21 protein-coding genes are annotated in these 22,113 nt (G+C 67.6%); 12 read left to right on the forward strand and 9 right to left on the reverse strand.

Translation table 11 applies throughout. The features are described from left to right. The first annotated feature begins 61 nt into the window (after positions 1-61). From WMF17_RS31380 to WMF17_RS31410, 7 genes are all read left to right on the forward strand, one after another. A complete protein-coding gene (locus tag WMF17_RS31380) occupies positions 62-3,319 on the forward strand; it encodes an AAA family ATPase (protein WP_437644651.1) in 3,258 nt (1,085 codons plus the stop codon). Positions 3,320-3,394: 75 nt separating this feature from the next. Beyond that, positions 3,395-7,021, forward strand: coding sequence for an AAA family ATPase (locus WMF17_RS31385; RefSeq protein ID WP_437644652.1), 3,627 nt, complete (start codon positions 3,395-3,397; stop codon positions 7,019-7,021). A 66-nt stretch (positions 7,022-7,087) separates the two neighbouring features. Continuing rightward, positions 7,088-8,077 carry a trypsin-like peptidase domain-containing protein gene (locus tag WMF17_RS31390; RefSeq protein WP_437651415.1) on the forward strand — a complete coding sequence of 330 codons (990 nt, stop codon included), beginning with the start codon at positions 7,088-7,090 and terminating at the stop codon, positions 8,075-8,077. 316 nt (positions 8,078-8,393) lie between these two features. Further along, positions 8,394-8,657, forward strand: coding sequence for a DUF3892 domain-containing protein (locus tag WMF17_RS31395; RefSeq protein ID WP_437644654.1), 264 nt, complete (start codon positions 8,394-8,396; stop codon positions 8,655-8,657). A gap of 361 nt (positions 8,658-9,018) precedes the next feature. Beyond that, positions 9,019-9,747, forward strand: a complete 729-nt coding sequence (locus tag WMF17_RS31400; RefSeq protein WP_437644656.1) for a class I SAM-dependent methyltransferase — start codon at positions 9,019-9,021, stop codon at positions 9,745-9,747. 290 nt (positions 9,748-10,037) lie between these two features. Further along, positions 10,038-10,274 (forward strand): hypothetical protein, encoded by a 237-nt coding sequence (locus tag WMF17_RS31405; protein WP_437644657.1) that lies wholly within the window; start codon positions 10,038-10,040, stop codon positions 10,272-10,274. Positions 10,275-10,288: 14 nt separating this feature from the next. Next, a complete protein-coding gene (locus WMF17_RS31410; protein ID WP_437644659.1) occupies positions 10,289-10,507 on the forward strand; it encodes a hypothetical protein in 219 nt (72 codons plus the stop codon). A gap of 243 nt (positions 10,508-10,750) precedes the next feature. On the opposite strand, the gene WMF17_RS31415 is transcribed toward WMF17_RS31410, so the two are convergent. The 5 genes from WMF17_RS31415 to WMF17_RS31435 form a co-directional block, all read right to left on the reverse strand. Beyond that, positions 10,751-11,410 carry a DUF4360 domain-containing protein gene (locus WMF17_RS31415; RefSeq protein WP_437644661.1) on the reverse strand — a complete coding sequence of 220 codons (660 nt, stop codon included), beginning with the start codon at positions 11,408-11,410 and terminating at the stop codon, positions 10,751-10,753. Between the two features lie 60 nt (positions 11,411-11,470). After that, the gene (locus WMF17_RS31420) at positions 11,471-12,406 is read right to left on the reverse strand and encodes a glycosyl hydrolase family 18 protein (RefSeq protein WP_437596893.1); all 936 of its coding nucleotides are present in this window, start codon (positions 12,404-12,406) and stop codon (positions 11,471-11,473) included. Between the two features lie 402 nt (positions 12,407-12,808). Further along, on the reverse strand, positions 12,809-13,063 hold the full coding sequence (locus WMF17_RS31425) for a hypothetical protein (RefSeq protein ID WP_437596894.1): 255 nt from the start codon (positions 13,061-13,063) through the stop codon (positions 12,809-12,811). Between the two features lie 349 nt (positions 13,064-13,412). After that, complete coding sequence (locus WMF17_RS31430; RefSeq protein WP_437644663.1) at positions 13,413-14,927, reverse strand: endo-1,4-beta-xylanase; 1,515 nt, start codon at positions 14,925-14,927, stop codon at positions 13,413-13,415. Positions 14,928-15,018: 91 nt separating this feature from the next. Then, positions 15,019-15,270, reverse strand: coding sequence for a hypothetical protein (locus tag WMF17_RS31435; RefSeq protein WP_437644665.1), 252 nt, complete (start codon positions 15,268-15,270; stop codon positions 15,019-15,021). A gap of 215 nt (positions 15,271-15,485) precedes the next feature. Between WMF17_RS31435 and WMF17_RS31440 the strand changes: the two genes are divergently transcribed. The 4 genes from WMF17_RS31440 to WMF17_RS31455 all read left to right on the forward strand — a co-directional run bounded on the left by WMF17_RS31440 (position 15,486) and on the right by WMF17_RS31455 (position 17,717). Continuing rightward, a complete protein-coding gene (locus WMF17_RS31440; protein ID WP_437644667.1) occupies positions 15,486-15,800 on the forward strand; it encodes a hypothetical protein in 315 nt (104 codons plus the stop codon). Positions 15,801-16,283: 483 nt separating this feature from the next. Continuing rightward, on the forward strand, positions 16,284-16,784 hold the full coding sequence (locus WMF17_RS31445; RefSeq protein WP_437644669.1) for an RNA polymerase sigma factor: 501 nt from the start codon (positions 16,284-16,286) through the stop codon (positions 16,782-16,784). Next, the gene (locus tag WMF17_RS31450; protein ID WP_437644671.1) at positions 16,781-17,032 is read left to right on the forward strand and encodes a hypothetical protein; all 252 of its coding nucleotides are present in this window, start codon (positions 16,781-16,783) and stop codon (positions 17,030-17,032) included. The genes WMF17_RS31445 and WMF17_RS31450 overlap by 4 nt, the downstream gene beginning before the upstream one ends. Positions 17,033-17,444: 412 nt before the next feature. Continuing rightward, positions 17,445-17,717 (forward strand): DUF3892 domain-containing protein, encoded by a 273-nt coding sequence (locus tag WMF17_RS31455; protein ID WP_437644672.1) that lies wholly within the window; start codon positions 17,445-17,447, stop codon positions 17,715-17,717. Between the two features lie 10 nt (positions 17,718-17,727). Here WMF17_RS31455 and WMF17_RS31460 read toward each other — a convergent pair whose 3' ends face one another. From WMF17_RS31460 to WMF17_RS31475, 4 genes are all read right to left on the reverse strand, one after another. Continuing rightward, a complete protein-coding gene (locus tag WMF17_RS31460) occupies positions 17,728-17,904 on the reverse strand; it encodes a hypothetical protein (protein WP_437644674.1) in 177 nt (58 codons plus the stop codon). Between the two features lie 82 nt (positions 17,905-17,986). Next, positions 17,987-19,099 carry an IS1 family transposase gene (locus tag WMF17_RS31465; RefSeq protein ID WP_437644675.1) on the reverse strand — a complete coding sequence of 371 codons (1,113 nt, stop codon included), beginning with the start codon at positions 19,097-19,099 and terminating at the stop codon, positions 17,987-17,989. Positions 19,100-19,291: 192 nt separating this feature from the next. Further along, a complete protein-coding gene (locus tag WMF17_RS31470) occupies positions 19,292-19,588 on the reverse strand; it encodes a hypothetical protein (RefSeq protein WP_437644677.1) in 297 nt (98 codons plus the stop codon). A gap of 570 nt (positions 19,589-20,158) precedes the next feature. Next, entirely contained in the window at positions 20,159-21,481 is a 1,323-nt protein-coding gene (locus WMF17_RS31475) for a glycoside hydrolase family 16 protein (protein WP_437644678.1), read from the reverse strand. Between WMF17_RS31475 and WMF17_RS31480 the strand changes: the two genes are divergently transcribed. Beyond that, entirely contained in the window at positions 21,380-22,069 is a 690-nt protein-coding gene (locus WMF17_RS31480; RefSeq protein WP_437604326.1) for a helix-turn-helix domain-containing protein, read from the forward strand. The genes WMF17_RS31475 and WMF17_RS31480 overlap by 102 nt on opposite strands. Positions 22,070-22,113: the final 44 nt, after the last annotated feature.

Raw genomic sequence — 22,113 nt, forward strand, 5'->3', positions numbered from 1 at the left:
GCGCGCGCAGGGCGCGCGCACCTCGCCGGCGCCCATGAGCAAGAGGGAGAAGGGGTGCATCATGACGAAGCAGGACGCCCTGCTCGACGTGTTCCTGTCGACAGCGAAGAAAGACGTGTTCCACTCCGTGGAGCACCGCGGGCAGATCTGGCGCGAGGATCCGTTCGACGTCGATTCCGTACATGAAGAGGCCCGCACGGCCTTCCAGCGGCTGCTCACCCAGGTGACGACCCCGCCGGGCCTCGACGCGGGCCGGATCCTCCTGCTCCTCGGCGAGTCCGGCAGCGGAAAGACGCACCTCGTGCGCGCCTTCCGAAACCACGTTCATCTCAACGGGCTCGGCTTCGTCGGGTATATGCAGATGACCACGTCGGTCACGAGCTACAGCCGTTACCTTGTGAGCAACCTCGTCGACTCGCTCGACCAGACCTACTACGAGGCGCTGGGGACCGGCTCGGGGCTGCTCCGGCTCTCCAACGCGGTCGCGGCGAGGTGTGGTGATCCGGAGTCCATCCGCTCCTTGAACGAGCGCGAGGACCTGGACGAGGACGAGGTCGTCGATCTCGTGGAGCGCGCCGCCGACAGGCTCATCAGGCACCCCCGCTACGCCGACCTCGACCTGGATCTCATCCGCGCCCTGCTCTATCTGCAGCGGCAAGATCCGGCGCTGAAGAAGCGGGTCGTGAAGTACCTGCGCTGTGAGGTGCTCTCGGAGCGGGAGCAGAAGCTCCTCGGGGGTCTATCGCCGAAGCGCGAGGACGAGGACGCCCAGCGCCTCGTCGAGGAGCTCGGCCGATTGATGTGGGCGTGCGACTCCCGCGCACTGGTCCTCTGCGTCGACCAGTTCGAGGACGCGTACCGTGTCAACGATGCCGAGTCCCTGTTCCGGCGGGTGATGTCCTCGCTCTGCGCGGTCGCCGATCAGGTGCCCTCGTCAATCATCGTGATCGCCTGCCTCAAGGACTACTACGACACGATGCGCGTCCGCCTCACCCGGTCGACGCTCGATCGGGTCGAGCGCGACCCGGCGCCTGCTCTTCTGGTCGCGGAGAGAAGCAAGGAGGAGGTTGGGCAGATCATCCAGAAACGCCTCGCCTACCTGTACGAGACGGCGGGGCATGCGCCGGCGGACGGCGCGGCCGATCCCCTCTACCCCATCCCCCGAGAGTTCGTGGAGCAGCTCTCGGGGATGAGCGTCCGCGCGGCGCTCAACGAGTGCCAGGTCTTCCGGGATGCGTGCAACGACGCCGGCCGGATCGTGGCGCAGTGGGGCACGAGCGCTCCTCCCAGCGCACGGCCCCGGGCCCCCGCGGCTCAAGACCTCCGCGCGGCCAAGGAGAAGATCGAGCAGGAGTGGAACGACTTCCTGGCGCAGTTCGAGGACGACCCGTCCGTGGACGACGCCGAGATCGCCGCCCTCTTCGGGTGGGCGGTGAATCATTGCGCCGAGGAGATCGAGAGTGGCGTTCGCTTCGATGCCCGGCCACGCGACAAAGCGATCGAGATCGACATCCGGGTCCCGATCCCGGGCGGAGCGACTCGCGTCGTCGAGGAGATCCTCGTCGTGGTCTGCAACCGGGCACCCCAGGGTGGCGGGCTCCGAGCCGAGTTCGAGGATGCGCGCAAGCGCGCCGGGCGCCGGACCCTCGCGCTGCTCCGCTGCGGCGAATTTCCGCGCAATCCAAACACGCAGGTGCACTCGACGCTCGCCGAGATCCTCAAGAACGGCGGCCGCAAGGCGGTCTTCGAGGAGAGCGATCAACGCACGCTGGCCGCGTTCCACAGGTTCCACGAGACCCACGCGCGACGCGAGCATTTCCGCGATTGGCTCAGGGAAGAGAACCACATCTCGCGTCTCTTGCCGCTCATCCACGTGCTGGATCTCGACCGCCTCGACCGCTTCGAGCAGGAGCGCTCACCGTCCGCCCCGGCGCCTCGGTCGCGGGGAGCCGCGCCGTCGCCCTTCGATACGTCACCTGCGCGCCCAGGCGCACCACCCCCGGCCGCCGGTCCCGACGGTGCGACGCCAGGCAGCACGGACGGAGCGGCGCCGCGGGAGGCCCTCGCCCTCGCGCTCGGCACGACCGGGGAGCTCGTCTCCCACAAGCTCACGCTCGACGCCGGGCAGCTCACGGCGCACGCCGCGTTCCTCGGCAGCACGGGGAGCGGCAAGACCACGCTGGCGCTGAACCTGATCGAGCAGCTCCTGCTCCACGGCATTCCCGCCATCCTCATCGACCGCAAGGGGGATCTCTGCGGCTACGCGCGCCAGACGCTCTTCACCCGCGCGCCCCAGGAGGCGGCGCTCGACGCCCGGCGCCAGGCGCTCGCGGAGCGGCTCGACGTTGCCCTCTTCACGCCGGGCCACCCCGGCGGCCGCCAGCTCGGGCTCTCGCTGATGCCGAGCGGCATCGAGGCGCTCCCGGACCTCGAGCGCGATCAGGCCGCCGGCTATGCGGCCCACGCCCTCGGCGACATGCTCGGCTACAAGCAGACGCGCAAGGACAAGGGGCTCCGTACCATCCTCGTCCAGGCCTTCCAGCTCTTCGCGGCGCACGGCGCCTCGCGCAAGCTCGACGTCGCGTCGTTGCTCGAGCTCATCGCGAACGAGGATCCGGCCCTCGTCGCTACCCTCGGGCGGCTCGATACACGGCTGTTCAAGGACCTCGTGCACGACCTCGAGGTGCTCAAGCTGAACACCTCGGACCTGCTCTCGATGGACGGCGAGGCGCTCGACGTCGAGCTGCTCCTCGGTCTCGGGCCCCACGCGCAGCCTGGAAAGACGCGGCTCAGCATCGTCAGCACGAAGTTCCTGGGCGACAGCGCGCGTGTCCTCTTCTGGGTCGCGCAGCTCCTGCTCGCGCTGAGCCGCTGGGTGAGCCGCGCGCCGTCGCCCCACCTGCGCGCGGTGGTGTTGCTCGACGAGGCCGACATGTACCTGCCGGCGCAGTCGCAGCCAGCGACCAAGGCGCCCATGGAGAACCTCCTGCGCCGCGCGCGCTCCGGCGGCCTCGGCGTCCTGCTCGCGACGCAGAGCCCGGGAGACCTCGACTACAGGTGTCGTGACAACCTCCGGAGCTGGTTCGTTGGTCGGGTGACCCAGCAGACGGCGCTCGACAAGATGAAGCCGCTCCTGAGCGACGCCCGGGTGGACGTCAGCGCCCGCATCCCCGGCCAGGAAGCAGGCGAGTTTCATCTGCTCCAGGATGGACGGGTGACGGCCTTCAAGAGGGATGTCCCGCTGCTCCGCGCCGAGCAGGTGCCAGAGAGCGAGATCCTGAAGCTCGCGAGGCGCCGCCCGCGCGACGCCACCCGCTGAGCCGGCGCGGGCGAGCGCAAGGCGCACATTTTAACGTTGAATTCATCGGTGTCCATCGGCGCGAGGAGTGACACAGTGAGCGGCGCAATCAACGATTCCGAAGAAGAACGATCCCGGCACGGCGAGCTGCTCGGGCGCGACAACGTGGTCGAGAGGCTCCTCTGGCTGATTGGCGACAGCGCGCCGCGTGGCGGGTGGGTGCTCTTCCTGGGGAGCGCCGGCGCCGGCAAGAGCGCCATCATCAACCGCCTCCTGGACCTGTTGCCCCAGCACACGCCGCACCATTTCATCCGGCGCGATCACGACGACTGGGATCGACCCGACGCGGTGGTGCACAACCTCTGCGCGCAGATCGAGGGGATCCACCCGGAGCTGGCGGATGCCGAGCAGCCCGTGGAGACCCGGCTCGGGGAGCTCTTGCGGCGCGTCTCGAAGCGCCACCTCGTGCCTCGCGGCGGCAGGCTCGTCGTCGTCATCGACGGGCTCGACGAGGCGGCAAAGGACCGAAGCGGCAAGAGCCTCTTGCCGCGCTTCTTGCCGCGCGTGCCGCCGAAGGGCGTCGTGCTCCTCGGCGCCTCGCGGCCGATGTACCGCCGGCACGACTGGCCCGGCGTCCTCGAGCACGCGCGCACGCTCGACCTCGACGACGAGGAGTGGGCGCCCTCCAACGAGGCCGCGTGCCGAGCCATCTGCGAGCAGCGCTCGCGCTCGCTCGTCGCGCCGTTCGACACCTCGCTCATCGACGTGATTGTGCGCAGCGCTCGAGGAAACATGCTGTATGCGAGCGGGATCTGCGACTGGCTCGCCGGCCAGCCGCCGGCGCAACGCACAGCGGCGCGCATCACGCAGGGGCTCACCCCCTTTCTCCGCCAGATCTTCGACGAGCTTCGCGACCTGGACGAAGCGCGACGCGGGCTGATCCTCAAGGGCCTCGGCCTCGCCTGCGCCGCGCGCGAGGCGCTCCCGCCGCACGTCTTCGGCGAGCTGCTCGGCAGCGATCCGACGATCGCCGCTGGCGACGAGTTCCTGCGCGCCACGTTCCACCTGCTGCGCAAGGAGCCGGCGCACTGGCACGACGACAGCCAGTTCGGCTATCGGCTGCGTCACGAGCACGTGCGCGAGGTCTTCGTCAACGAGCTCGGAGAGCGGGTGATCCGTAATCATCACCTGCACCTGCTCGGAGGGCTCGCGGCGTGGCCGCCCGACGAGGGAGACCCGGCCGGACGGAGCTATGCCCTCCGGCATGCGGTGATGCACCGAATCGAGGCGGGCGACGTGGACGGCGCGCAGCGCCTGTGCGTCGACGTCGGCTATCTGGACGCGAAGTGCCGCGAGCTCGACGTCACCTCCATCGAGCGGGATCTGGAGGCGGTCATCGGCGCCTCGGAAGGCAGCGCGACCTTCGATCTCACAGCCGTGCTCGCCGCGGTGCGCGCGGAGGCGACCCGGCTGTCCGCCTACCGCGATCAGGGGCTGCTCCCCTCGCTGCTCTACAACCGCCTGCGCTGCGCCGGATGGCCCTCCGAGGAGATCGCGCGCATGCTTCACTTCGAGGGAAACCTGCCCCCGCTGCGCCTTTTGCACGGGGTGCGCCTCGGACCGACGCCGCTGCGCACGTTCTGCGAGCCGACGAAGGCGATCGTCGCGTGCGTCGTGAGCCCGGACGGCCGCTGCGCCCTGTCGGCCTCGGCCGATCGCACGCTGCGCTACTGGGCGCTCGTCTCCGGCGAGGTGCTCGCGACGATGCAAGGACATAGCGACGAGCTCACGGGCTGCGCGCTCACGCCGGACGGCAAGCTCGCGCTGTCGACGTCCGTCGACATGACGGCGCGGCTCTGGGACCTCGCGACAGGCCACTGCATCGGCGTGCTCGACAACAGCGGTCGCTGGGCCACCGCATGCGCGATCAGCCACGACGGCCGGACGCTCGTGGTCGGCTCGGACAACGGCGCCCTCACGCTCTGGGATAGAGGCTCGCTCCAGATCATCGGCACGCTGGAGGGTCACGGCGATTACGTGACGGTGTGCATCACGACTCCCACGGGTCAGCTCATCTCCGGCTCCCGGGACGCCTCGGTGCGCGTCTGGGACCTCGCGTCCCGAGAGCGCCTCTACGAGCTCTCCCCGACGGGCGGGGGGCGCTCGCCCTCGCCGGCAGCCTCGGAGCAGGGTTGGATCACCGCTCTCGCCCTCATGCCGGGCGGCGAGCAGGTGCTCGCCGCGAGCGGGGACGGCACGCTCTCGCGCTGGGATCTCGCCCTCGGCCAATGCCTCCAGCGCGTCGGTGCGGGACAGGGCCGCGTGGACGCGCTCGCGATCCTCCCGTGGGGTGGTCACCTGCTCTGCGGGATGGCGGACGGCGCGATCGCCGTCTGGGATCTCGCCGCCGAGCGCCGCATCCTGCGCCTCGCGGCGCACGCGAACGCGGTGTCCGCGTGCGCCGCGACGTCGGACGGCCGCCGGATGCTCTCCGCGTCGCACGACCGCTCGGCCAGGCTGTGGGAGCTCGGAGGTCCGGAGAGCCTCATGGCCCAGGACGGGCACGCCGCGCCGGTCACCGCGGCCGCCGTGACCCTCGATGGCCGGCTCGCGGTCTCGGCATCGGAGGACCGGCTGCTCAAGCTCTGGGACACCGCGACCGGCGGGTGCCGCGCCACGCTGACGGGGCACGCCGACCTGGTGACTGCCTGCGCGATCTCCCGCGATGGGCGCCGCGTGCTCGCCGGCGCGCGCGACGGCGGCGTGCTGCTATTCCACCTGGATCTCGAGCGCGCCGAGGTGCGCGTGGAGACCGCCAAAGCGCACCAGAAGCTGGTGTGTGGCTGCGCGTTCCTGCCCGACGGACGGATGATCACCGCCTCCCGCGACGGCGCGCTCTGGATCCGCTCCGAGGCGACGCTCGACCAGCCCTCGCAGCTCGGCGCGCACGACGGGCAGATCAACGGCATCGCGCTGACCCCCGACGGGAAGCGACTGATGTCGTTCTCTCGAGACGGCGCGGTGAAGCTCTGGCACCTCACCGACACCTCACGTGCCCCCTCGTCGATCCGCCTCACGGGCGGGCTCCTCGCCGGAGCGATAACGCCGGACGGCGGGCGCGCGGTGCTCGCCCGCGCCGACGGCCAGATCGAGGTGCGCGAGCTGCCGAGCTTTGGCTATGTCCGCCAGTTCCCCGGTCACACCCGGCGCGTGTTCGGCTGCGCCGTCTCGCCCGACGGCGCGCGCGTGTTCACGGCATCCGAGGACGAGACGGTACGGGCCTTCAGCCTGGAGACGGGGCGGCCTCTGGGAACCCTGGTCGGGACCTCGTGGTTCCGGTGTGTCGCAGCATGCTCCGGGTTGCTCTGCGCCGGGGACGAGGAAGGTAACCTCTGGATGATCGTCGACGGCTTGGCCGCTGTCGACCCCCGCGCGAAGAGGAGCGCGAGGCGGCGACCCACGCTGTCCGACAGCGATATATTCCGCCTCCGAAACACGCTCGCCGTGCTCTACGACACCGACCACGCCGCGCGGCGCATCGCCAGGGAGGCGGGAATCAGACTGCTGTTGGTCAAGATCTCCGGGAGCATCATCGACATCTGGGACGCCATCCTCGAGGAGGCAAGAAAACAGCATTGCCTCGCAGATATCGTGCGTTGCGCGCTGAGCGAATACCGCGACGACGACGATCTCCTAGAGCTCGCACAGAAGCTCGCTCGCTGAGAGACCCACGTCGCGGCCTGCACGCGGCGACGACGCCGGCGTGCTCCACCGGAGAACGAGGAGATGATGAACCAGGCTTTTTCCCCCGAAGCGATACGTACCTTGCGAGAGGCTCTTTCGTGGAAATACCCGTCCGACGCCGAGGTGCGCCGGTTCCTCTCTGACATCAAGCTCGACGCGACCCGCATCGCCTTCCACAACCGAGCGGACCTCACCTGGCACAGCGTCCTCGACGAGGCGCAGAAGCGGGGCGCGCGGTGGGTCTGCGCGGTGCTCGACCGCGCTATCGAGGAGTACCCCGAGGACGAGATCCTCAGGCGCTTGCGCGAGGGCGCCGCGGTGCGCTACGCTGAAGGGCCAAGCATCACCTCGCTCCCATGGCGGGGCAGCGGCGGTCCGGCGCTGGAGAAGATCCTCGGCGCCCAGAGCGCGCTCGTCCCGGTGAGCTTCCTCCAGATCGGCGCACGCCGAGAGCAGGCGGTCGCGCGCATCCAGGTCCCCGACGGCTCGCTCGGAACGGGCTTTCTCGTCCCCGGTGACCTCCTGGTCACCAATCACCACGTCCTCGGTGACCGAAACGCCGCTGCCGACGCGACCGCCCAGTTCAACTACCAGAAGACGGTCGAGGGCCGCGACGCGGAACCGGAGGAGTTGTGCTTCGATCCCGACGCCTTCTTCGTTACCTCCAGCGACGACGACTGCACGATCGTCAAGGTCGCGGGCGAGCCCTCCGCACGCTGGGGGACGATCGCGCTCCAGCCGGCCCGGGTCGAGCTCGGCGAACGGGTCAACATCATCCAGCACCCCGGCGGCGATCAGAAGCAGCTCTCGTTCTTCCACAACCTGGTTGTTTACGTGGGCGAGGGCCGCGTGCAGTACCTGACCGACACGCTGCCCGGCTCATCCGGCTCGCCCGTCTTCAACAAGGACTGGGAGCTCGTCGCGCTGCATCACAGCGGCGGATGGCTCCTCGAGCCAGGAACCAAGGACCATTTCTTCCGCAACGAAGGGATCCACGTCGATCGGGTGGTGGAGGTGCTCCGCACGTGCCGCTGAGATACGGAGCTCATCACCTGCCGATCCAGGCCAGAGGGCATCATCTACGAGGTGATACCCAATGAAGATCGCAAACGATCCATCTTTCGAAGACACGCGATAACGAATCGAATTATCCCTCTCTCGGCGCTCGTAGCGCCAGAGTCGCACGCGAGTCGCAGACAACACAAAAAAAACAACCCGACCACTAAATCCAGTGCCAACGAGCGCAACCTTGACCTGGAGACAGCTCCCAACAGAGTTTATCTACAGAATCTCAGAAGCACCATTATTAATAACTTTCGAAGAACCGGTTTGACATCAAGAATGGATACACATGGCAAAGCGACAGGTTACGAGGACGGGCAAGGACACCAACGGCGACATCATCAGGCTGTGCAATCACGGGGAGGCTTGGTCGCCACGGGGTAAGAGCGACGCCATCCGCGACATTGATTCGGGAGTTCACACATACTTCGTTTCCTGGCCCGACGGGCGCCGGACCGAGGTCCGGGTCGTGAATGGGCCCACAGGCAGGTACCTGCGGACGGACCGGGACTCCACGACACGAAACAACCTGGCCGACCTCCCGGACTGCTGAGCACACAGGAGAAGAAGAAACGGCCAACTTCATGGTTCGTGTCGAGCTGCATTGTGTGACCTCGGACGACTACAACACGCTGCACGCCACCATGGAGGTAGCTGGGTTTAGTAGGGACGCCGGCGTTCGAGGTCACGCTCGTCGGCCTGCCACGTTGCAGGGTCATGAAGCCACCCTTTGTTGCAGAGTCATGGGGTCACCCCGGTAGGATCCGGCGCAGGGCGTTCCATGGTTCTTGCCTGGGCACTCCTCCCCGTCCATGCTCGAGGCGCAACCCCGGGACCGCCTGCCTGACGCCCCCGAAAACCCGCGACGGCGAGGCTCGGGTCGGCTATCTGCGTGGCTCGCGGAGGCGTGAGCCGTGACCCAGAACATCTACGACGATCCCGGATTCTTCGAGGCCTACAGCCAGCTTCGCCGGTCCGTCGAGGGCCTTGACGGCGCGCCGGAGTGGCCGGCCCTTCAGGCCCTCGTGCCCGACCTGACGGGCCTGCGCGTGGTGGACCTTGGCTGCGGGTTCGGCTGGTTCTGCCGGTGGGCGCGCGAGAACGGCGCAGCCTCTGTGCTCGGTCTGGACGTGTCCGAGCGCATGCTGCAGCGGGCCAGGTCAGAGACCTCGGACGAGGCGATCCTCTATACGCGGACGGATCTGGAGCGCCTCGACCTGCCGGAGGCGGCGTTCGATTTCGCGTACAGCTCCCTCGCCCTGCACTACATCGAGAACCTCGGCGGGCTGCTCGCCGCGGTACGCCGGGCCCTGGCGCCTGGAGGGCGCCTGGTCTTCTCGGTCGAGCACCCGATCTACACGGCGCCGAGCCGCCCCGGCTGGCGCGTCGAGGCGGACGGGCGCAAGACCTGGCCAGTCGATGGCTATCTGGCGGAAGGCCCGCGCACGACGAACTGGCTGGCCGAGGGCGTGGTGAAGCAGCACCGCACCCTGGGCGCCACGCTGAACGCGCTCATCCGCGCAGGCTTCGTCATCTCGCACGTGGAGGAATGGGGCCCGACCGAAACGCAGATCGCCGCCCGGCCGGAGCTCGCGGAGGAGCGCGAGCGGCCAGTCTTCCTGCTGGTGGCCGCCCAGCGCTAGAAGGGTCGACGACCTCGCGAGGTCCCGTCGAAGAGCCCGCGCCAGGAAGCCCGAAGCTATCCCGGCGCCCCCGCCCGGGGCGGCCGGCATGCTGTGAACCCATCCGGGTGAGCTGGCTCGTCCACGCGGGAGATGGGTCGCACCCATCTCCCGGTGGACGTGCCTCCAACAAAACATGGGTCGCACCCGTCTCCCGGTGGACGTGCCATGTGATCTCCGCGGGGATTCCGCGGCGATGTAGGGTCGAACACGCGAGCGACGACGAGACGTCGCTCGTGAAGGAGGCCCTCATGAGCCAAGACCCGCGGGCGACGGCGCGCCCGCCACGGGCCGGCAACCCGAGCCTCATGACCACCGAGCTCAAGGCCACGCTCGCCGACCACGCCACCGGCAACTACCGCGTGATGATGAACCTCGCCGACGAGATGCTCGCCGCCGCCGCGGACCGCGAGCTGCCGCGCCTCGACGAGAAGCTCTACCTCGATGTCTTTGGCCAGTCTCCCATGCCCAAGCCGCGCAAGCGCTGAAGGAGATGCACGCCATGCTCCGCTCCCCCGCGGTGTCCTTGCCCGTCGCCGAGCCGCTCGCGCTCATCGACGCGACGCTCCTCTTCCTCGTCCAGGTTCTACTCGCCAGGCACCCCGAGCTCTACGCACCCCCGGAGAGTGGTACCGAACCTCGGCCTCCACCCGGCACACGTGCCGCCCACCACATCATCGACGCCATTCGCGAGGTGCACAATTCTCGGAGCCGTTCCTGACTCGCGCAGACCGACTGTATGAGCTCATCGACAGAACGGGCCTTGTGCGATCAGGCAGGTCTTCCACGCCTGAAACGCCTGGGATTACCGCGACGTAGCACCAAGCGGAAGGCATCCTACCGTATAGCTGCACCCTACTGGCGTGCTTCCCGGGAAGGGCTTTCGCTGGGACTTGAGCGCGGCCTGATCGCAGGGTGACAAGACAGCGCGAGCGGTTGACGCGACGGCAGGCCCTGGGTCGGTTCATTGACAGCGGCGCCAGCGGATCAGCCCATCAATATAGTTAAACTCGACGGATGCTCTTCCCGTGCCACCGATCGTGGCGCGGAGCTGCACGTCGACCGTAGCCGAGGTGGCACCACACGGGGCGCTGCCCGCTTGTCCCCCGGCAGGGATAGAGAGCAGCTCGAACACCCCTTCGACGTCCGTGTCGATGTTCTCAAACGTCTTGGAGACGCTGGCCGTGCCGGCCAGTGATTGGCTTGCTTGAACCGTGACGACAGCTGCGTCCTCGGTATACACGTCTCCAAACACATCCAAGGACGGCGCATCGAACGTGTAGCCCGCTGGAAACGTATAGGTAACCTCGACGTCACAAGCGACGTCGTACGTGCCAAAGTCGTCGCGGCCCCCGCGAGCGTCATCGAACGTGAGTGCGTATTCCGCGTTGACAGCCCCAACCTGCGTATTCATGGTTCCGCAGCCGGAAGCAGTTGCCTTGATCGAGACCTGGCTCGGGTCAGGCACGTCGCCGCCGTCGAGGGCGGCCGGCTCGCTTTCCACCATCTCGCCTTCGTCGGAGGTGTCGGCGCACGCGACGCACAGGGAGGAACAAAGCAGCATCGCAAGACACGACCGAACATGACGGCTCAAAATCTCGTTGGCAAACTGGAATCGTATCATAACGTCCTCTCATGGTGACCGGACGATGCGTTACCCCCCGGGGGGCCGCGCGGCGTCGCTTCAGTCCGTGACCAGAGGCCCGATGCGGTCGGCGAACGGCCAACCCTGGCTCTCGTCGGTGTGGATCTGCCAGTCGAACGCCCCGCGGAGCGTCGGGTGGTTGCCCTCGACCTCGTTCCACGTGGGGATCGCCTCGTCGATCGACATGTAGTGCTGCGCGTCCCAGATCCCGAAGCCCACGACCACGTGCGTGGGACCGAGCAGCCAGACCCACTGGTCCACGTTGTCCACGATGTAGGACTGCTGGTCGAGGTCGGGGCCGTCGTAGTACTGCGGGGCGGCGTAGTCCATGGCGCCGGCGTCCACCATCGCCTTGCAGAAATCCTTGTCGCGCGGGTTCCAGGGCGCCGGAGGCGCGGTGATGATGAAGCCGGGGAAGCGCCGCTTCAGCTCCAGGCTGATCCAGATCATCTCCTCGGTGTCGGGGTTCTGGTTGGCCTCGAAGGTGTTCCAGTCGATCCCGTCGAACCCACCCAGGTCGTTGTAGATGCCGACCACGCTGTCGACGAACGTCTGCGACTTCCCGCGGTCCGGGAAGCTCATGCCCTGGCCGGCGCCGCCGATGGAGAGGATGATCCTGCGATCCTGGGTCGTCCGGGCGTACTGGATGTCCTCCTTGAGGTGCGTCGCCGCTCCCCTGCCGTCGCCCGGCGGCGTCCAGGTGACGGCGCCGGTGGTGCCGGGCGGCCCTCCCACGGGATGCGCGGCGAAGAGGTAGATGAGGTTGTAATTGCTGTTGATGTCGCGGATGCGGACGGGCGACGGCGTCCAGTTGGGGTAGTAGCCGGCGACGACCTTCGCGGGGAGCGCGCCGACCGCGCCGGGCTCGGGGGTGTCGGTGCAGGCGGAGTAAGGCTCCCAGAAGTACGTGCTGACCGTCGGGATATAGCCGGGATTGCCGTGCTCGGCGATGTAGGCCGATCCCTGGTAATTCACAATGGTACCCTCCTCGTACCACTGACCTTCCTGCCACTCCGGAGAGCCAGCGCACACGGCAGATTCGCTGTGCCCTACATCGACCTCGCCCTGCGACGATCCGGAATCGAGGCATCCGATTCCGCCCGCGGCGATGGCGACAAGGAGAAAAGACATCGCGGTAGCAGTGAAGATAGAATTATGCATCATGGTAGCACCCTTTTCGCACATCGGCCCAGAGCACACAGGACAGCTCGCCTCCCGGATCCGGGCAGCTCATGGACTTGATGGCGCGACGGGGACCAGCCCTTCAGATTATTTGATCAGGGCGTGTTCAGCCCGTTCGCTTGTCCGCCGCGTGATGATGCGGTTACGAACGGGTTGACCATGTACCGAGGCACGGCATTTCCTGCCGCGACGAAATCATCCGTTGTCGCGGGACCACGGATCCACCTGGGTGACGCGGTGTTGACGCTGGAGGTACGAAGCGCGGCGGTCGTCGGGGTGGCGTGCCGATGAGCGGCCTTGGCGCAGCGCTTCCGGCGGCTCCTTGAGCACGCAGAGCGCGATCTCGGGATCGCAGGTGACCTGCTCCTCGAGATCGGGGTTGATCCCGGACCCGGTGAGCCTGCCGGCCGCGATGTCTGCCTGCGGGTCGCAGAGGCCCGGGTCCGTCACGATCTCCTCCGAGCCTTCCATGGCCGGCGCGGCGCACGACACCGACGGCCACAGGCGGATAGGACAAGCAAACGCGTTCCGCAAAGTCAAGATTCTCGGAGCCGTTCCTGACTTGTGCAGTCCGACTGTGCGAGCTCATCGACAGAACGGGCCTCATGCTATCAGGCAGGTCTTCCACGCCTGAAACGCCTGGGATTACCGCGACGTTCGAGCTGTCGAGGGATGAGCGAGCAGTCGACGAGGGGCGGGATGGGGATCGGGGGGAGATTCAAGCCGCCGATAAGTGCGCTGGCGAGACGTGCACGGGCTCGCACGGTGCCGCCCCGCCCAGCTCGTGATCGAGGTTACGTCACCGGCCGAGGAAGCTCATGAGCCAGCTCATGGCCGGCCGCATCCTGCCGTCCGAATGCTGGAGTCCGGTGTTGTCCCGCCACGTGGCGCCGACGATGTAACCCCAGAGGGTGATGCCGGGGACGGCGGGGTGGTTCCAGAACATCGTGAACTGCTCCTCCATCACCCGCCTCTGCTGGTTGTCGTCCGCGATGCCGATGTCGTACTCGGTGATGTGCACGGGCTTGCCGAGCGAGGCGAGCCTGTCGATGTACCCCTTCACGGTGTTCGTGTTGATCTTGTAGGCGTCGTGGGCCTGCGCGCCGAGGGCGTCAACGGGGGCGCCCGCTCGGATGACCGCCTGCGCGATCCTCATGAAGTTGTCGTGATCGCCTTGGTACTCGATGTTGTTGTAATCGTTGAGGATCAGCACCGCGTTGGGGCAGTACTCGCGCGCCCACTTGAACGAGTTGACGATCCAGTCGTAGCCGCTGGCGCCGTCGCCGCCGATGCCGTTCTTGTAGCTCGGCGTCGTGTGGGGCGGCGGCTCGTTGACAACGTCGATGTACTTCGTGTCCGGGTAGCGCGCGCAGAACGAACGCATCCAGTCCTTCACGGCCGCCTGCTGCTCCGACCCGGAGAGGCCGCCGATCCAGCTCGGCTGCTGGGCACCCCACACGAACGTGTGCTGCTTGAAGATGAGGTTGTTCGCCTTCGCGTAGTTGTAGATCCGGTCGAGCGCTGCCCAGTTCTTGTTCCCGCGCGTCCGCTCGACGGCGTCCCACTTGCCCTCGTTCTCGGGCGTGATCTGGTTCCAGTACCTCGCGAAGCCGTCGCGCACGGCGCCGTTGGTCGTGATGTTGCCGACGAACTTCCCGCCGGTGGCGCCGCCACCGCCGCCGGAGCCGCCGCCGCCGCCGGAGCCGCCGCCGCCGCCGCCGGCGCCCGAGCTGCTGGAGCTGCTGGAGCTGCTGGAGCTGCTGCTCGAGCCGCTCCCCACGGCCCGGAGCGAGAACTTCTGGTTTGCGCCGTTCGCCCAGCCCCACTGCTGGATGCCTGTGCCGTCGGCGCTGCCATAGACGTCCAGGGACTTGCCGCTGTGGCGCGCCGTGAGACGCACGCCGCCGGCGACGTCCGTGAACGACCACTGCTGGTTTGTCCCGCTCCAGCAGGAGTATTGCTGGATGCGGGCGCCGTCGCTGGTGGAGGCGCCCGCGACGTCCATGCAACGGTTGCTGCCTACGTTGCGGACGCGGTAGTAGCCGCCGCCTGTCGACTCCACACGGAACTGTTGCCGCGTCGAGCCGTTGCAGCTGGCGATCTGCAAGCCCGCTCCGTCAGCGGTGCTGCCTCCAGCCACCTCGACGCATTTTCCGCTCTGCACGCCGACGATCGTGTAGGTCGCGCTCGCATCGATCGTGATGGCGCCCTCGAGGGTCCCCCCCTCCTCGGTCTCGGCGTCGTACGCCTCCTCGGCATCGATGACGCACGACACGGCGAGGATACCCGTCGCCGCCGCAAGCAAGGCCTGCATCGTTCCAATTCTCATTTTATTCTCCTCGACAGCTAAGTAAGCCAAATACGGTTTGATCTACGGATAGACGCTGCCCTCTGCGAGCGCGCCGTCACAACTGCCCGAGACGACCGAACGACAGAGTCGGTGAAAAATTCGACCCGATGACGGAGATCCCGGCGCTCATGACGACCCACGCAGGGAAGAATCGAAGGATGAGACCATTGTGAGCGCTCACATATTGGATGTCAATTCCGATCTGCCGCCCGCGGCGATCCGCCAGTTTGAACACTTCTTGATCTCCGTGGCGCGGGCGCTCGTCACCGGGCGTCGCGCACACGGCTGCCTCGCCGTTGGGGAACACGGCAGCAGGTCGGCAGCGTGAGTCGCACATCGTACCCCGCGGCGGCGGCGGCGGGCGTCGCGGGGCCGGCGCGGCGGGTCGGGTGAGTCGGTGTGCGACGATCTCCGCGCTGGTGTCTCGGCCGCTTCAGCGTAGGATGGGACGCGCTGCGAGGCAGACCGGATGGCGCCGATCGTTCCCGACAAGAAGAAGATCAAGAGCTCCCCTGAGGGGCCGTGCTCGAAGCGTGGCTGGCCGCAAACCACGCACGTGAAGCGGCGCTGTGGCTGAAGATCTACAAGGAGGGCTCCGGCGCGCCGACGGCGACCCGCGCGCAGGCGCTCGACGTGGCGATCCGGAACGCGAGCCCGCGGCGTGAAGCAGCGTCAGGACCGCGCGCCGAGAGCGGCGGCGGCGCCGCCGGGCAGCGGGACGACGTGCACCGCGGGGTAGTGTCCGGAATTGCACCCTTGAAACGGCGAGTGTCCGGCATCCGAAGATGCAGTGTCCGGAATGTCGATATCTGTTGTGACCTCGTGATCGGTCCGTAGGCTCTGGCCGAAGTAGTGCGGCCCGCGGGTGTTGGAAGCACCCCGGGCCGCGTGGCCGAACCCCGTAGCACCGAGGTCCGACATGCTGACCGTAGTCCGTTCGCCTTCGGGCGAGCAAGAAGGCGGAGGTGCGCCCGCGCGCCAACGCCCCGTATTCGTCACCAGATCCCTCACCGAACCCGAGCGCATGCGGCTCCGCGCCGCGCTCCGCAACCTCCACGCCGCTTACGGCTCGTGGTCATGCCTCTCCGAGGTCATGGGCATGCAGGCCCGGACGCTCCGCGCCATCGCCAGGGGTGCGAGCGCAGGATCCCACGGCAGCGCCGTCCGCGCAGCGCGCGCCGCTGGAACCACGGTCGAGCGGCTCTTGGGCCGGCCCGTGGCGGCTGACCGCTGCTCCACGTGCGGGAGGAGCGGGTGAAGCCCCGGCGGAAGGGGGCGCAGAGCCCGCCTGCCGCACGACATCGAAGCCAGCGCCCGACGATGCAGGCGATCCTTGCGGAGCGCTCGGTCATCATCGCCGTGCTCATCGCCAGCGGCGTGCCAGATCGCGACCGGCTCGACGTGGAGCAGCAGGTGTTGTTCGGCGCGTGGAGCTCCGTTCGGCGCGGCATGTACCGGCCTGACCCCGCAGAGGACGCCCGCAGGGCGCTCCGGAAGTGGCTCTACGGCATCTCCTGGCGCAAGGCCGGGCACTATCTCGGGAGCGCGTACGTGCGCCGCGCCGTGCTTCACCCGCAGCCACTCGGGCTTCTCCGCGAGCCCGTCGGTCCGAGCTTGCACGCGCAGCTCGAGGCTCGCGAGATGTTGCAGGCGCTCTCCGGGCTCCCGCGCTGGCAACGCGAGGCGCTGCTCGCCGTCGATGCTCCCGAGGCGCTCACCGAGTACGCTCGGCGGCGGGGCATGAACCCATCGACGGCGGCGTCCAGGCTCAGGATCGCCCGGGAAGCGCTGGCCCTGCGGCTCAAGAGGTGGCGCCGATGAGCGCCCGAGACGAGCGCGAGAAGCGCCGCGTGCTGACCAGCGAGGACCTCGTCTACATCGCCCAGCGGGCGCGCGCTCTTGAGGCATACCCCGTCTACCCATGGGATCGCGAGCGGCTCTGGGCCCAAGTGCTCGCCGATCAGATGGAGGCGAGGACCCGCGCCGAACGCGAGGCCGTCGCAGAGGCGCGCGGGGCGTTGCAGGTGCTCGACGCCATCGAGCGGCACTTCGCGCGCCGCGACAGGTAGGCAACTCTGATCTTGACACGAGCAGGCGGCTGTGCACCCGCCGGCCTTGGCGTCGCCCATGGTGGATCAAATCACCACCCATGGATCCGAGAGATCCCACCTTCAATCTCAATGATTGCGCGCACTTAGAAAGTACGCGCAGTGGCCGCGCTCCCCACTGCTCAAGGCCGCGCGGCCGATGGCGATTGACGGCCACGAGAAAGCGAATGCATGCTAGCGGCCGTGGGGCGACCTAGTCAGTCCCCATGCAGACGGAAGCCTGGCGGTCACTACACCGCCAGGACTCCCTTTCGTCTGCTCCCGTTCAACAGCGTCGCTGAAAGCCGGGCCCAGACCTCGTAGGGGCAGGATCGCTCATGCGTGTGACCCTGTCAAGCCCGAGCCGCCAGCGGCATTCCATGGAGAAGCCATTATGGTGGTTTACATTACGGGTATTCATATGTCCGGAGGGACGAGTCACGAGCACATCGCCGAATTCGAATGGCTGAATAAGGCCAACAACGACACAGGCAAGACCACCACAGAAGATATGGTGGACTGGATCAAGAACAAGAAAGGAGAGGCCAAGGTGACCGACGGTAAAAGCACTGTATCCGTCGTTGTTGTTGACAAGCCACATCCGCATCTGCGAACCCATGCAGACGGGAAGTGGACCAACAACCTACTCTCGCTTCCTCGCTACTAATCAGCGACGGTCACTTGCCTTCGGCTAGATCGGCAGCGTCATCTGGCGAAGAAGTAGGCGGGTCGTCGCCAGGGCGACCCGCGTATTCCAGAATCTTCACTTCCACGACTCTGTTGGCGAGCAACTCTCCAGTCACCGTAACGATTGCGCCGCCGCAGTGTTCCACGTCAACAATCCTGATCTCCATAGCTCATTCCTATATCTTGCCGAAGAGTGATAGTTGAGCCGTCTGCGCGACTCCGGCCTCCGCGCAGACGGCCGTATCTCCATCAGACCAGCCGCAGAAACCCCCTGCCACCTGGGAGCTCGCGCGCAGGCTTCTCCTCTGCCCCGGGCCGCACCTGAAGTTTGAGCGGCTGCGGTGCGGGCGGCGCCGTCTCGCCTTCGGCAAGCGCAGCGGTCACGAGCTCCGCGAGCGTCCACGGGCCCTGGGCGACCCTCGCCGCAACGGCCGGCGTGGTTCCCAGGGTGCCGTGCATCCGGACGAAGTTGTAGGCGCAGATCCCGAGGGCGACCGCGGCACGGTGCCCGCGCAGCGTCTTGCTGAAGGCGAGGCAGAGCCGGCGCGTGCGGCCGACCGTGTGGCGCGTGGTCAGGTTGAACCGCTCGACGTAGGACGTGGACAGGAGCTCGTCACGCGGCGCGCCGCAGATCGGCGTCTTGGTGATGAACGGGTCGCGCGGCGGCTCGTACCTGTGATCGTCGTCGCGGCGGGGCTTCCGGCTGTAGTGCTTGACGCACTGGCCGTAGTCGACCGAGCCGCGGAAGTTCTGGCCGACGGCGGTAATGTACGATTGCCATCCGTCGCTCGTGATGTGCGGGACGACCGACAGGCGCGCGCGGAGATCCTCGATGAAGAGATGCGTGTTCACGTCGTCACGCTTCCCGACGTGGAAAGAGATCGACAGCTTCGTGTTCGCGTCGATCGCGACATAGAGATAGGCGTCGCCGCGCTCCTCCGGCTCGTCGGGCTTCACGCGCGCCTGTTTCTTCTGAACGAAGCTCCACATCTCGTCAATCTGGATGACGTGAGCAACGATGTCGCGCATCAGTCGACCGTGGAGCCGGCCGCAGCCTTCTCCGACGCGAAGCGCCAGGGCCATCACGGTTTCCTTGTCGACGCCGACCATGCGCGCCGTCGCACGGATCGAGTTGCCTTCCACGAGCGCAGAAACAACGCGAACGCGCGTCTCCAGGGGGAGAGGTCCGGGCACAGCTTGCCTTTCTCCCGGCGCTGGCCCATGCTCGCGGTGCGATGCGCGTTCGGCGGGCCAACCGCCGGATGTTTCGCTGCCCCGCTCCCGGCTGCAACCGAGGGCGGGGCGCTTTGCTTTGTGCCCTGAAAGTAACACGAAACCGTGGAAATACGCGTCCTGGACCACGAGGCTCGGACCGCTGGTGTCACACCCGCGAGCGGCGATCGATCGCGCAAATGCACAACCTCGATCGAGCGTCAATGGGGCACGTTGTAGATTCATGCGAGCCGACCCGAGGACGCTCGGCGCGCCAGGTACACGATCCATTCAATGGATGCGAGTGTACGGAACCGGCTGCACGAGTGTCCGGAACCAGGGCTACCACGGCCGGTTCCGGACACCACCCACCGCGGCGGCGGCAGGCGCGGCGGGCGAGGGGCCGCGCAGGAGGAGCGCGGCCGCGGCGCCGCCGAGCGCCGCCACGCCGAACGCGACGTTGGCGGCGATGACCTTGGTCCGCGCCGCGTCGACGTCGGCCTCGGCGCAGCGCGGGGGGCAGGTCGTCCGCAGGCGGCCGGCGTCGGCGCGCGCGCTCAGGCCGAGCGCCGCGTAGGCGACGCCGCCAGCGACGGCGACGCCGCCGAGGCGGATAGGACAAGCAAACGCGTTCCGCAAAGTAAAGATTCTCGGAGCCGTTCCTGACTCGCGCAGTCCGACGGTGCGAGCTCATCGACAGAACGGGCCTTATGCGATCAGGCAGGTCTTCCACGCCTGAAACGCCTGGGATTACCGCGACGTAGCACCAAGCGGAAGGCATCCTACCGTATAGCTGAGGGATCCCCTCATTTCGTGACGAAATTTGGCAAAATTGATGGTCGCATAGGACCGCCCCATGATCGGCACATGCAGGCTCTTTGGCGACAGGATTCATCGATACCCTGAGCTTCATGGAGCTCGAAGCGAAGAGTTGCGTCGTGCGGGTGAGAATTCGTCGTCGCTGACCGGAATATACATTGGTAGGAGGCGACCAGCGAGCTTAGCGCATGCCCCGTTGGTCCAAGCGACCGCGCAGAGAGTGACGCATCACAGGGTGATGGAAGCCGCGGCCGCGTCGATGTTTCAGTTCACAACCACGGGAGGCCGCGGAGTCTTACGGCGCCGCGCTGCTTCCCGTCATCCGTCCTGCGCCCGGGACGGTCGTCCATGCGCGACCGCCGGCGTCGGCGGTCACTGGCATGCCATCCGTTACCCGCCGGGGGTGAACTCGTACAGCTCGATCCAGTCGTACACCGAGGCCGCACCGCGCGTCGCTGCGGTGACGGGCCCCGCCCACGCAGCGCTCGACGACGCCCAGATGGTGAGCAGTACGTTCTGGGGCAAGGTCATCAGGTCGATGCGCTTGGTCCAGGTGTGCCGGAGCACGTCGTCGACACGGAAAAACGCACCTTCCGGCGTCCACTCGATCTCATACACGTGAAAGTCCTCGCTCGAATCGAAGCCGAGGCTCACCTTCGTGGGGTCCTGCGTGGGGCTCACGGACGACGTGACCGGTGGCGTGACGGGAGCTCCGGTGTAGACCATCGCGTTGAACTGAACCTGGGACGGGTCCTGTCCCAGGCACTCGATGTCCAGCTCGTTCCAGTTGTCGGCCGGCCACGGCGTGTAGATGGTGACCAGCGAAGACACCACCGCGGAGCCTCGCGCCAGCTTGGCGCGGGTGCGCACGCGCCCGTACGTCAGGGTCGCGACCGAGCGCACCTCCGCTCCCAGGAAGGACTTGGGTGCACTGCCGTCCGTCGTGCCCTCGGGCGCGGGAAGCAGGGTGAGAGACAAGCGCCCGTCCGCGTTCGACACCGCCTTCGCGGAAAAGAGCGCCAGGTTCGTGTCCCAGGAGTGGGTCATGATGCTCCAGCGGCTCGGGTCGAGCGTGTCGAGCTCGTCGCGGAAGAGCAGGGTGAACGCCGAGTCGGGCGCAGGTTCGTCGCTGCCGCCACCGCCCGAGCCACCGACCGCCGCCGTGCTGCCCGAGCCGCTGACCGCCGCCGTGCTGCCCGAGCCGCTGACCGCCGCCGTGCTGCCCGCACCGGCCGTGCCGCCGGTGGAGGACGCGCCTCCCCCGACTCCGGAGCCCGAGCCGCCGACGCCCGGCGCACCTCCGGTCGAAGCGGTTCCTCCCGTGTCGTCACCGGTGCGGGTCGTTTCTCCCGTGTCACAAGCCAAGAGGAAGCAGGAGAGCAAGAGCGGCGTCCAGCGGGCGAACATGCCGACGATTTGCCGGCGGCCGGCGCGGACTGCATCTCGTTTTTTGCGCGCGGGCGCTCGACGACGCCGCTTCGCTGAACCATCTTGCCGGACGTGACCGAGGCTCTCTACCAGCCCTTTCCCATGCTCGAAGGACGCCAGGCGCAGTCGTGGCGGTACCAGCCTTCGTACACGCGCCCGCGTCACTTTCACGACGAACCGGAGATCAACGTCGTGCTGCACGGGCACGCGACCCTCGGTATCGGGCGCAACGTCCTCGAGCTTGGTCCGGGGCAGTTCGCCTGTTTCGCCCCAGGACAGGATCACGTCTTGCTCCACGCCTCGGACGATCTCGACTTGTTCGTGCTCGCGCTCACGCCCGCTCTCGCAGAGCGAGCCATGGGAGCGCGCGTCCCTCGCTCGTGTCAGCGAGCCCAGCTCTCCGAGGAGGCGCTGTCGAGCTGGCGCGATCGGCTGGTCGAGCTCGATCACACGGCGTGTGCGAGCGCCACCGAGACGTCCCTGGTCGGCCTCTTCGCGGACGCCGAGCCTCGGGTGGGCAGCGGTCACGTGACGGCGCGACGCGCGCTCAAGGAGATCTTGCGTGAGCCGGGCGTCTCGGCGACTACCCTCTCGGAGCGCCTCGGGACCGGCCCCTGTGAGCTGAGCCGCCGCGTCCACGGTCAGTGGGGGGTCCCGTTCGTCGAGCTCCGCGCGCGGGCCAAGCTGATGAAGTTCGTCGCGCTCGTGGATCGCGGATCGGCGCTGACGCGAGCTGCCCTCGAAGCCGACTTCGGCAGTTACGCGCAGTGCCACCGCGTCTTTCGCAAGCGCTTGGGTTGTTCCCCGTCGGAGTACTTCGCAGGCAGGCGCCTCGCCGTGGCCAGCGCGCTCAAAGACGGCGACGCCGCGTAGCAGCACGGCACGGACGGGGAGCGCGGCGACGGGGCTCGCGCTGC

Origin of the sequence: Sorangium sp. So ce362 (assembly GCF_051519845.1) — a bacterium.
Taxonomy (GTDB): Bacteria; Myxococcota_A; Polyangia; order Polyangiales; family Polyangiaceae; genus Sorangium.